Source organism: Gardnerella vaginalis (assembly GCF_001546485.1).
Taxonomy (GTDB): Bacteria; Actinomycetota; Actinomycetes; order Actinomycetales; family Bifidobacteriaceae; genus Bifidobacterium; species Bifidobacterium vaginale_D.
Genome location: NZ_KQ956830.1, coordinates 193500 through 205335, shown reverse-complemented (window position 1 = coordinate 205335; position 11836 = coordinate 193500). Strand labels below are relative to the sequence as shown.

The window sequence follows — 11836 nt, the reverse complement described above, 5'->3', positions numbered from 1 at the left end:
GATTTCTTACACACTTTTTGGCCTATAACCCGGTTATTCCCCAAAATGTGCACACCGCACAATAATCAATAAAGAAGAATTGCAAGACGACGACGAGCACGCGCAAGGCGCTCATCATCACCAGGAAGCATAGCAAAATACTCAAGCATACGCGCACGAATAACTTCGACATCTGCACGATGACCACTTGCCAAAAAATCAAGCAGACGACCAAACGCATCGTCAATATGACCATCAATCATATCCACATCAGCCACAGCAAGCTGTGCTTCAACATCATTGGGATTATCTCCTGCAGTCTTGCGAACTGCCGCCACATCAGTACTGACGTTACGCGCAAGCAACAAAGCTTTAGCATGTTCACGAGCAGCAAGCACATCATGTGGATCAGATTCCATTATTTTCGCATATTCGCGAGCCGCACCAGCATAATCACCTTGCATAGCCAACGTATGCGCCTGCTCATGTGCAGCAGGAATTTGAGGAGACTCTTGAGATGAAGATTGAGCATTGCTCTGAACATCTTTTTGAGTATCTTCATGATGAGATTGCTCCACAAAAGGCGCAGTACCAGCAACACCAGAACGTTCGGCAACTTGTACCAATTGCGGAAGAATTGCGTCACAAATTTGCTGCACCTCATCTTCACTTGGCAAACCTTGAGCAATCGGCATAGGACGACCACCAATTAATCCATACACTGCAGGAAGTTGCTGTGCTCGAAGAGCCTGAGCAACAGTAGGACTTTCATCAGCATCAATACGAGCTAGCTGCATACGCCCATCAAGCGCATTAACAGCATCAGCTAACCGCTGTGCAACATCGTAAGAAGCTTCATCCTGCGATTGCCAAAGCAATAAAACAATTGGAAAACTTACAGAAGTTTGAACCATTGCTTGGAAAGACTGCTCATTGACATCAATAACATAGCCACCTGCTTGTGGCGCAGAGGAAACCCCATCCGTAGAAGCCGCAGCTTTTGCAGCCTGCTTAGCTTGAGCTTCCACTCGACGTTTTACACCTTCTAAATCTACTGCTCCAGCTAGCGAGAATCCGCCGGGATTCATTTGCCCCTGAGTCTTCACCATTTTACTGCCTCTTTCCTTAGCGTTTATATTACGCTTATAAACAATTTACAATGCTTCTACTTTAATAGGCTGACGTTCAGCACCAACCGGCGTAATTTTCATATGCGAGCCAGCAGGAGGCACCACTAATGCAATAACATTGACATACGTTACACGCATAGTGCTCTTCGCTTTATTATCTCCAAACAATGCTTTTTCTTCATCGGAAGCTGGGCGAGATTCACGCCCCTCCCCAGCAGCACGCGTCCACACAGAATTAATTCGTGCTACAACCAAATCACTGCCATCACTTGAGCGCATAACACTGATTTGCTGTAATTCCGGAGTAAATACTTGCTCTTGCGAACCTTTATTGCGCTCCATGCCAACTTGTACTGCCTTAGAAAGTTCAGATAACTTCTGCCGCAAATAGTCATCAGCAAAATATTTGGCATACTTACTTTCATTACCGTGCTGCAAAACGTCCGCATACGCCGTTACTGCTTCTTCTGGAGTCATAACTAAACCAGTGTCGTTGACTTTACCCATTAATGAACCAATGCTTGGCACAGCAAATTTAGGAAGATGCACACCAGGGAACAAACGCGCAACCGCCCAAAGTTTGTAATTTGAGCGCGCACGCTGCTGTCGCAAAACTAGCAAACGTTTAGATTGCTGATCTTTTGTAGTAGTAGTAATCGTCATCAAATCGCGCGGCCATGCTGCATTAGTTGGAACAATTGTTTGCGCAGCTTCACGCGGTATAACAGTTTTAGGATCTAATTTCCCAGTTTTACTCGCAATAGTTAGTTCACTTGTACGAACATCAAGAGCTGGGCCAGATACTACGTGCTGTAGAGCATTTATATTTTTTTCATCATTAGCTTGTTCCAATGCGCGAAGTAAACCAAGACGAATATCTTTTTCTTGCAACATCGTCACATTAGGTAGTTCCTGACTGCTACGAACTTCTGCCGGTTTTGGCACTTGTCCATCGCAAGCGGATAAGCTCGCAACCATAACAACAGATACCGCACTTGCAACAAACGCAACTGCAATGCGCCATGCACGCTGAGTTTTACCAGAATTAGCCCTACTGATATCAATATTCATATTACGCATTGCGCCCATTCCCTCGCTCGTTCGACGAATTACCTCGATAACCCTTGCCACTTTTGCGGTAACGATTATTGCTGTTGCCATTACCTCGATAACCATTACGATTTACGCGCGATTGTTTAGTATTACTATTTTTAGATATAGATTGACGTTTATTTGCTTCATTTTTGTGAACAACTTCATCATTATGTAATTTTTGTTTAGCAGATTCCCTGTTACTGCCATCATTGTTATGAGATGATTGAATTTGTTCTAAGCGATGATGCCGTTTCTGTTTCAGTTGCTGCGCATCGTTCTGTTGTGCAAATCTATTGATTTTAGATTTATTATTTTGCTTATTTCGACGATTTTGATTATTTGACTGCGCTTGTTTATCACGCTGCCGCTTATTTGATTGCGTCTGCTCATTCTTCTTAGCATGAGCATCATTATGTTGGAGTTTCGGTGAAGATGATTCTCCCAACTTATTTGTATTATGCTCACGGGAGTCACTTTGAGACGCACTAACATGAGGAGCATCGTGCGTATTAGAAGAATTCTTAAACCCCTCCCCCGTATTGTCAGGCACATGAGCTGCCTCCACCAGTGGATCCGAATTATGTTGTTGCATAAAACGCGCAGCAAAAGCAAGCATATCATCGCGCGAAATAACAGCAGTTTCCGCTAACGAATCAGTGGGTGAAACTGCTGTTGACGCAACTGCCGTACGCGTTTGTTGCGTATCATAAGTTTTCTCGCTATTGTCGCTCTGATTTTCAAACAAATTTTTACGACGTCCCGTACGAGAACCATGCCGTGCATGCGAGCCTGTAGACTTCTTGTGATTCTTACGCTCGAATATACCTGACATAGTTCCAGCAAAGGCTTCAGCAAATGTCACTTCCTCACGAACCTCAGGCTTTACAGCTAATATACCTGAACTACTTGCAGCCAATTGTTGATTACGACGTCGGTGCGGAGCCATGGCAAAAATAGTCGCAGCAAGCAAAGCTAGCACAGCAAAAAGTCCGCCCATGAAGTATAAAGGTGTCGCAAAATCAGGAACCTGATGGCGACGCCAACGCAATTCTATGGAAGCTTCCGGCGTATTATTCCCTAAATCAATTAGTAATACGCGTCGAGCTGCTTGCGAACGCAATGATGCAGATCGCGCAGTATGACGATTTGAATTTTTACGAGTACGTTTTGCAGATTGATCAACAGCACCTTCTGCAACTGCGTTATCGTATGATGCAGATCCTGATGATTGCACATAATCTGCAGTATTTATTGCCAGCTTTGCCAAACCGAGCTGACATGTAGCCGTAGGCCACAAATCAGACTGTTGGAACTTCACATTAGCATCTTTACTCTCCGTAGATGTATCATTTTGCATCGAATCTTTACTCGACATTTCTTCTACAGAAAGATTATTCCAATCACGCAAACCAGTAATTCGTTGCACAGAATTGCCCGCAACCCAGCCACGAACATCTTTTATTAAACCTACCGCAACACAGATAGGTCTGCGCGTATGCAAAGCGGCAACACTAACATGTACACGACTATCAACTAAATTCAAAACGCCAGGATCAGTAACAATGTAACGCGTCCCAGACACTTGTGCATATGCAATAACTACATTGCTCGGCTTCCAAAAAGTTGCATTAGCAACACCAAAAATAATACTTAACGCAGCAAGTACAGCAAAAAATGGAGCTACAATACCGCGCATAATAGTACCGCGCAGAGTAAATCGTTGCACTGATAGTCGCATTGGTTGTCCTTCTAAGTCAGACGTATTATCAATAATCGTCATAGCAATACCATTCTACAGTCTTTCTATACCAGTTGCAGAATTTGCTTCAAAATCAATATCAGGCTGTAGTGTAGTCTTATGCAAAAAATCACAATTTTTAAACAAAAACCACTGGTAATGCGCGCTTTTGCCGTTATGAGCGCCATAGCATTATGCGTAGGATTATCTTCCTGCGGTAACAACAACAATGAAGGCGCAGCCGATGAAAATGCTCAAAAAGTAGGCATGCAGCTACTGAAAGGCGTGAGCGCCTCTGGTGAACTTGGGAAAAAACCAGATGTTAAGCTACAAACACCGTTAGATGTGAAAAAGAATACATATGCTATTTTGCAACGAGGCAATGGCGATGTTATTCAAGAAGGCGATCGTGTATGCTCACAAGGTATCGTGCTTTCCGCTAAAGACGGTAAAGAGCTGCTGAATACTTGGAAAGAAAATCGCACTGATTGCTCTATTTCCATCAATAAGAAAACAACAAGTCGTCCATACTATGCACTGCTTAAAGGTAAGAGGATTAACACTACTATCGCATTTGGCATCAGTGCTAGCGGCAAGAATCCTGCGTATGTTATGGTACTGACACTAGTATCTCGCGAAAAATCGTTAACTCGCGCCACAGGTAAAGAAGTAACTAATATTCCTGCGCAATTGCCAAAAGTTACGCGTGATGCTTCAGGCAAGCCTTCGCTTGATTTGAATGGCTACAAGCCAAATGGAAAATTAGTTTCACAAACTGTTATTGAAGGCACTGGAAAGAAAGTACCTGAAAATAGCACAGTTTCCGTGCATTATACCGGCTGGACTCTCGATAAAGATGGCAAACTACATCAATTTGATTCCTCATGGACTCGAGGCATGCCTATCAACTTCTCACTTGCAGGTCAAGTGATTTCTGGCTGGACTAAAGGTCTGACTGGCAAAAAGGTCGGTTCACAAGTACTGCTTGTTATTCCACCAAATGAGGGCTATGGCAGCGAAGAGAAGAAGGATGCGCAAGGAAATGTGTCAATTCCTGCTAACTCTACACTGTACTTCGTTGTAGATATCCTCTACGCTTCGTGAGCAAATAATTATGCACGTGCGCATACCGTAAGTGCATAAAAATAATTTGGAATAACTCAATAAGAAAACAATAATAAGCTACTAGCTTACTAAAAATAATCAACAGAAGCCCCTCTAGAGGGGCTTCTGCATAGATTACCTTTGTATAACTAATCTGCCTTAAAACAGACGAAGAGCATCAGACTCTACACCACGCATATCGTCATAGTCAAGAATGAGGCAAGTAAAACCGCGGTCTTCAGCCAAAACTCGTGCCTGCGGGCTAATCGTTTGCGCCGCAAAAATACCACGAACAGGCTTAAGTAACGGATCACGATTAAGCAACTCACAATAGCGAGTAAGCTGCTCTACACCATCAATACCCCCATGGCGTTTAATCTCAATAGCCACATGTACGCCATTTGCATCTTGAGCCATAATATCTACCGGACCTATTGCGGTTGGATACTCTCGACGAACTAGCTTAGCACCATCTCCAATACGCTCAATCTGCTCAGCTAAATAACGCTGCAAATGCTCCTCAACGCCATCTTTCACTAAGCCAGGATCTTCACCCAAGTCATAAGTACTATCACTATATATATGCGCCAAAGAGATTTTAAGCAAATCATCACTTTTTACAGCAGTAACACGTAGAACACAGCCATCAGCAACCTCATTGGAAGCAGCATCGGTACCATTTTCTTTTTGAAGAATGCGCATAGTACAGGGAGCAACCATCCAATTAAGCGGCTTATATGCACCAAGCTCTGAAAAAATCAATACGCTACCATCTGCCTTAATAAGCAAAACACGTTTAGCCAATGGGAGCATAGCATTTAATCGGCCTGTATACTCGGCACTACAATCTGCAACAATAATTCGCACACAGCAAGCATAACAGAAATTGCGTAGTAGGAAACACTACTTGCCTAATGCTTCAGCTAAATCGCGATTCTGCCAACGCTCATGCAATGCGCAATAACCGCCAAATAACACCAGCCACACTAAACCGCCAATTGCAGAAACACGTGTATCGTCGCTAATAAATAACGTAATATACACAAACACAAAGAATGCAATAGTAAGAGAATTCAGAAGCTTATAATGCGGCATTACGAAACCATCTGGCAGAAAATCAGCTGATTGACGATACTTACGGTGGGTAACCATAATCAAAATATAGATCATGATAATAACTGCAGAAGATGCCGAAGCAAATAGAATAAACGCACCATGCACACCCGGAATTGAATTAATAACCGGTGAAAGCAGAATCAAAGCAGCTGAGAATACGATAGCACGAGCAGGAACCTTTGTATGCGACACTTTGCGCAACTTACCCAGAATTGGAGAAGGTGATTCAAGCGCAATCTGATACATGTGCCTTCCAGCAGAGTACAGCAACGAGTTAAGTGCAGAAGAGGCAGCCGTAATAACAACAAAGAATACGAGCGCAGAAGCCCAATGCACTCCCGCATATTGGAATACCATAATAAATGGCGACATAAACACGCCTTCAGCATTCGTCGCCTTAAAACGTTGCCACGGCACAATTAGCATAATTGCTACAAGAGCACCAACATAAAAAATTAAAATGCGCATAATGATTTCGTTCACAGCTTTCGGCAACACATGGCGAGGATTCTTTGTTTCCGAAACTGTCACACCTACAAACTCAATAAGCTGATACGCATAAAACACCATTTGGAAGCTCATCAAAAATGCAAGCCAGCCATTTGGCATCAACGAAAAATTGTTGAAAATATTATCAAATCCAACATGACCTGCCGGACTGACTACACCACCATGAAGAGGAGTTGCTGGGTAATGATAGCCAATTACAACCATAACTACCGCAGTTACAATAAGCGCTACAATCAGCGTAATTTTAATCATAGAGAACCAAAATTCTGTTTCTCCAAAAAGCTTTACAGCAACTAAATTAATGCACACTAAAGCAGCTAAGAACACTACTTCTATCAGCCATTTCCAATGGCTCACATCAATATCAAAAGTTTCAAAAAATGTGACGCAATATGTACTCACAGCAGTAATTTCGCTCATACCAATCAACACAAGTACAAACCAGTATGACCAGCCAGCAAAATTGCCCCAACCCCTACCAAGATAGCGCGTAATAAAGCTAATAAATGTATGCTGATTCGGATCTTTGTACATCAACTCACCAATGCCACGCATGAGCAGGAACATAATCAAACCAACAATAATGTAAACGAATACAATGCTTGGACCAGTTAAACTAATAGACTTTCCAGATCCAAGGAACAAACCTGTACCAATCGTGCCACCAATAGCAATAAATTGCACGTGACGCTTAGTAAGACTTCGTTCCATTTGGTTCGTATGTGCGCTTTCTTCCCCATGCGCGTAATGTGTTGAAGATGCAATATGAGAAGACGAGTCAACGGCTTCTTCTGTAGATTCCGATTGTGTAGAACCCACATTTACACCACTATTCGTCGTCTTACTCATTGCTATAACTCCGTTTCTTAGTAACCATGAACTTCTAATTTTATCGGAACCCGTAACTATTAGCCGGCAAAAGCATTATCTCTTGCTACTATTCCACACTTTTTAGCGAACTAACTGGATCAATTCGGTCAAGAGCAGGATTAGTTGCCCACTGCACAATTAGTGCAAAAATTAATGTAGCAGCACCAGCGATACCATAACTTAATGGCGCTACTTCAACTTCAAAATACAATGATGGCATTTTCAGTGCGTTAGTGAGCAAACCTGCAATCAGCCTACCTAATGGCAAACCTACTGCAATACCGATTATAGTAAGAATGAGCATTTCCTTATGCACATAAGAATGAACTTCTCTACGATAGAAGCCAAGAACTTTCAACGTAGCCATTTCGCGAGAACGTTCAGAAATATTCGTACTAGCCAAAGTAAATAGCACTGCTAAAGCCAAACCTGCAGCTAACGTCACAATTAACGCAACAACAGCATTCATCAAATCAAAACTAAAAGCGTGCTTCATTTTCGTAATATTCATAACCGCAAGAACAGCATCACGCTCAGCAATATTATTCGCATATTCTATCTTTTTATTATCACTGCCATGCAAACGAAGCATTAAAGCATTATGTTTCAAAGATTTACTATTGTTAGCGTTAAACAACCGTTCATAACATCTAGCAGTCATGTACATATTTGAACCAATAAGGTTGCGAACAATAGCATGAACTTTTACTGTTGCACGCTTAAAACCTGCGTTAGTCACGGTGATTTCATTACCACGATTAATATCGAGAGAGGCGGCCGCACTTTGAGACAGCAACGGGCCGTTATCTGTGAGCTTAACCGGCTGCAAATTGTTGTCAATATTTTGCAATCGCACAAGACGAGCTAACGTCGCTACGTCTTTTACAACAATCATTTGTATGCTTTCAGTATCTTCTACAGTATGATGTTCAGATTTGCTTTCATTACTCACATTTTGATGCTTAGCAATTTCGCCGGAACTTACGTAAGCAGGAAGCATAGTTTCGACTAGATTATTCGACTTATCCTGTTCCACGCGTTGTTTCATATTGTTAAAGGAATCAGGAGCTGAAATCGCAATCATATCGTAATGGTAGATTCCCTCGTATTGGCGAGTTCCTAAAGTTGCAACAGTATCGTTTAACGCAAGACCACACACAATAAGTGCAGTGCAACCAGCAACACCGCCGATTGTCATGCATAATCTGCCTTTAAAGCGCGCTATGTTGCGAATAGTTACTTTATTTAGGAAGCTCATACGCTTCCAAATCCAAGGCAAACGCTCAAGAAGTACGCGAGCACCAGCTTTTGGAGCTTTTGGACGAAGCAAAGCGGCAGGCGCTTGCTTTGTTTCACGCCAGCTAACAACTATTGTGCAAACTGCTACAGGAATCACAAAAGCAAGCACACACAGTGAACCGTATAACCAGTCGTAGCGCAATCTAACACCTGGCACAGCGTAAAGTCCACGCAAAATTTTCAACAGAAGCGACGGAATGGCAAGAAATCCAACAATATCTCCAACTCCGCCACCAATAAAGCATGCGAAAATAGCGAAGAACGCGTGCCTTGTAACTGCAGCCGAACGCCCATAACCTAGGCTTAGGTACGTTCCAATAAGACCTCGCTCTTCTTCAACCATACGCGCCATAGCTGTTAAGCTCATCATCATGGCAACAACAAGAAATACCGCTGGAAAAGCATAACCAAGCGACTGAATTGAAGCAACGTCGGAGCGTAAGCTTGCGTAACTATCGTTAGCGATTCGAGTAGATATATGCCATTGTGCTTGAGGAACTTTCTTTTGAATTTCTGGCTTAATCTGCTTTAGAATTTTCGCTTTTGCTTGTTCTTTCACAGAATTTGGAGCAAGCTTTAGCCTTGGGTCATTCGCAATAATATTTTCCGCTTCTCTATTCAACCTCTCATCAATAATCTGATTTCGACGAGCTTTTTCGCGCTTAGACTGCACTTTTTCGCGGATTTGCTCAGAAGCGTCGTCAACAATATTGCGATACGATTTAGAAAACGCATTAACGTGCTCAGCATCGTTCAATCGCACGGATATTGCAGCATACGGCAGTTCGCTCATGTTTTTTGGTGCTGCAGACGTAAAAATTGGGTAGCGAGATGTTACAGAATTACGAAAAGCTTTTGATTGGTATCCTTCAGGATTGTTCAAATCATTACTATCGAGTACGCTACCAGTAATGCGAAGATGATAAGTCTCAGATTTTTCTTTTGAGTCATTTGAAACACTGCTGCCCGATGCGGCTGACTGCTGCAAAGTTACAACAACAGTACTACCAATACTTAAACCACTATCGTGCAAAAATCGTTGAGTTACAACAGCTTCGCGATTATTAGTAGGCATACTGCCATGAAGTAAATGCAGACGGTTCATATTTTTTTGCGAGTTGTAATGCACAAAATTCATTGCGTATGAAGAACTCACATCGTCATCAGGATGCGCTGTAGCTTTCCAAAAGCGTTCTGCTTCGATTTCGCTTATGTTAGATAATTTTTGCAAAGAAGCAACATCATCTTGAGTTAAACCCAAAGTAGATACGATTTGCAAATCGTATGCATGCAACTTTGCGTACATCTCATTTGCACCAAGAAGCATATCGTTACAACCGGCGTAAATTCCTGTCATAACAGCAACACCAAGCATCGCAATAACTGCAAGTACGCAAAAACGACGCCATTCGCGAACCCACATTCTAACGGCACTAATAAATAATGCACTCATTACAATCACCACTCAATATCAGCAATGGGCATAGGATTCTCTTGTATAGTCTCGCTTACGACTTTTCCAGAGCGAAAACGCACAACTTTATGCGCCATAGGTGCGATTGCAGCGTTATGAGTAATAATCAGCACTGTCATGCCTTCAGTACGACAGATATTTTGCAATAATTGCAACACTGCTTTACCTGTTTCATAGTCCAGAGCACCAGTAGGTTCGTCGCACAGAAGAAGCTTCGGCTTTTTAGCAAGAGCACGCGCAATGGATACGCGTTGTTGCTCGCCGCCAGAAAGTTGCGCTGGGAAGTTTTGCAAACGATCTGCCAATCCAACATCTCTTAGCGTTTTTGCAGGATCAAAATGATCTGAACAAATCTGTGAAGCCAATTCAACGTTTTCAAGCGCAGTCAAATTTGGCACGAGATTATAAAACTGGAAAACAAAGCCAATATCTTCACGACGGTAACGCACTAAACTTTTCCCTTTAAGCTTAGTAATATCACAATCACCGACAATAACGCGACCACTTGTAGCCGTATCCATACCACCTAGGATATTTAATGCTGTGGTTTTTCCAGCACCTGACGCACCTAAAATTACTGTAAGCTCGCCAAGTTCTGCCGTAAAACTAGCATCGTCCAAAGCCCGCACAACTGAAGAACCAGACGGGTATTCTTTTACAACATGGTCAAATGTTATGTATGCCACAATGCACCCTTTATGAAATTTATCCGTTAACAGTATTCGTTCAAATGTTTATTGTATTTTCATATTACTTTACGCAATATGAACAAAAGACACGAGCTTATTGCAAAAGTGAAACTCCGCGACGCGCCATACAATACGCATTGCCAAGCCATGTATGGCGAGAATTTTGCCATACCGCGCCTAAACGTGGAGCACCTTGGCTCATCCAAATACTTGGCACACGACCATCAGTACTTTGCGATCCAAGTAGATTAAAACCGTTCTTACTTTCCAACCAATCTGGGTGTTGCGTCACAAGCGCAAGACCTTCCTCTAAAGTAAGCGGTAAACGCTCATCAGAATCAATAAGTTTGTGCGCGACATCCGGCTCACGATTGAGATACTGGGTACCCGTATGAGGATCAATAGCTACATAAAACGGTCCTTCAGGCGGCTCAAAACCATCTTGCGGCATAAAACTTGCGATATCACGCGGAGGCATAGTTGTAAAACCTGCCATGCGGTCAATACTCGTACGAGAAATTAACGACTCTGGCGATACCAGTTCGCGTGTAGGAACTAATAAAATATTCGTACCTAAATCAATTTTCTCGAGTGCATGTAACAGTGGACGCGCAAGCGCACGGAAGGCATCCGCACTCATATCTGCAACATCCGGATATCCCAACGCCACAATGCGATCAAGCTGCTGCTGTATTTCTTCCGATGCTATTGACATACTTCCAGTTTACGCAAAGACTTTTATAATTGCGAGAGCACAATCACGCATCATCTCTTACAAGACAGCAGAAAGTATAGACTTATTTACGCAGTCATCAATATTCAAATGTGACAA

The 11836-nt window shown here is 42.6% G+C and carries 9 protein-coding genes; 1 reads left to right on the top strand and 8 read right to left on the bottom strand.

Features of this window, described 5'->3' with window-relative positions:
- Nucleotides 1-65 precede the first annotated feature (65 nt).
- The 3 genes from HMPREF3208_RS01130 to HMPREF3208_RS01120 are packed head-to-tail and all read right to left on the bottom strand — an operon-like array spanning nt 66 to nt 3984.
- Nucleotides 66-1088 (bottom strand): co-chaperone YbbN, encoded by a 1023-nt coding sequence (locus HMPREF3208_RS01130; protein WP_064346800.1) that lies wholly within the window; start codon nt 1086-1088, stop codon nt 66-68.
- Nucleotides 1089-1133: 45 nt separating this feature from the next.
- A complete protein-coding gene (locus HMPREF3208_RS01125; RefSeq protein ID WP_016636529.1) occupies nt 1134-2198 on the bottom strand; it encodes a hypothetical protein in 1065 nt (354 codons plus the stop codon).
- A complete protein-coding gene (locus HMPREF3208_RS01120) occupies nt 2182-3984 on the bottom strand; it encodes a hypothetical protein (protein WP_064346798.1) in 1803 nt (600 codons plus the stop codon). Before HMPREF3208_RS01120 ends, HMPREF3208_RS01125 begins: the two co-directional genes overlap by 17 nt.
- Nucleotides 3985-4062: 78 nt before the next feature.
- On the opposite strand from HMPREF3208_RS01120, the gene HMPREF3208_RS01115 reads away from it, so the two are divergent.
- A complete protein-coding gene (locus HMPREF3208_RS01115) occupies nt 4063-5046 on the top strand; it encodes an FKBP-type peptidyl-prolyl cis-trans isomerase (RefSeq protein ID WP_016636527.1) in 984 nt (327 codons plus the stop codon).
- 159 nt (nt 5047-5205) lie between these two features.
- On the opposite strand, the gene nucS is transcribed toward HMPREF3208_RS01115, so the two are convergent.
- The 5 genes from nucS to HMPREF3208_RS01090 all read right to left on the bottom strand — a co-directional run bounded on the left by nucS (nt 5206) and on the right by HMPREF3208_RS01090 (nt 11719).
- Nucleotides 5206-5913, bottom strand: a complete 708-nt coding sequence (gene nucS, locus HMPREF3208_RS01110) for an endonuclease NucS (RefSeq protein WP_064346795.1) — start codon at nt 5911-5913, stop codon at nt 5206-5208.
- A 36-nt stretch (nt 5914-5949) separates the two neighbouring features.
- Nucleotides 5950-7383 (bottom strand): amino acid permease, encoded by a 1434-nt coding sequence (locus HMPREF3208_RS01105; protein WP_155237199.1) that lies wholly within the window; start codon nt 7381-7383, stop codon nt 5950-5952.
- Between the two features lie 226 nt (nt 7384-7609).
- The gene (locus HMPREF3208_RS01100; RefSeq protein WP_064346792.1) at nt 7610-10294 is read right to left on the bottom strand and encodes an ABC transporter permease; all 2685 of its coding nucleotides are present in this window, start codon (nt 10292-10294) and stop codon (nt 7610-7612) included.
- Nucleotides 10295-10299: 5 nt separating this feature from the next.
- Nucleotides 10300-11001, bottom strand: a complete 702-nt coding sequence (locus tag HMPREF3208_RS01095) for an ABC transporter ATP-binding protein (RefSeq protein WP_016636523.1) — start codon at nt 10999-11001, stop codon at nt 10300-10302.
- A gap of 97 nt (nt 11002-11098) precedes the next feature.
- A complete protein-coding gene (locus HMPREF3208_RS01090) occupies nt 11099-11719 on the bottom strand; it encodes a DUF5701 family protein (protein WP_016636522.1) in 621 nt (206 codons plus the stop codon).
- Nucleotides 11720-11836: the final 117 nt, after the last annotated feature.

Coding starts and splice junctions, on each gene's coding strand:
- HMPREF3208_RS01090 (WP_016636522.1), bottom strand. CDS start 11,719: ATGTCAATAGCATCGGAAGAAATACAGCAGCAGCTTGATCGCATTGTG.
- HMPREF3208_RS01125 (WP_016636529.1), bottom strand. CDS start 2,198: ATGGGCGCAATGCGTAATATGAATATTGATATCAGTAGGGCTAATTCT.
- HMPREF3208_RS01130 (WP_064346800.1), bottom strand. CDS start 1,088: ATGGTGAAGACTCAGGGGCAAATGAATCCCGGCGGATTCTCGCTAGCT.
- HMPREF3208_RS01115 (WP_016636527.1), top strand. CDS start 4,063: ATGCAAAAAATCACAATTTTTAAACAAAAACCACTGGTAATGCGCGCT.
- HMPREF3208_RS01105 (WP_155237199.1), bottom strand. CDS start 7,383: ATGGAACGAAGTCTTACTAAGCGTCACGTGCAATTTATTGCTATTGGT.
- HMPREF3208_RS01120 (WP_064346798.1), bottom strand. CDS start 3,984: ATGACGATTATTGATAATACGTCTGACTTAGAAGGACAACCAATGCGA.
- HMPREF3208_RS01100 (WP_064346792.1), bottom strand. CDS start 10,294: ATGAGTGCATTATTTATTAGTGCCGTTAGAATGTGGGTTCGCGAATGG.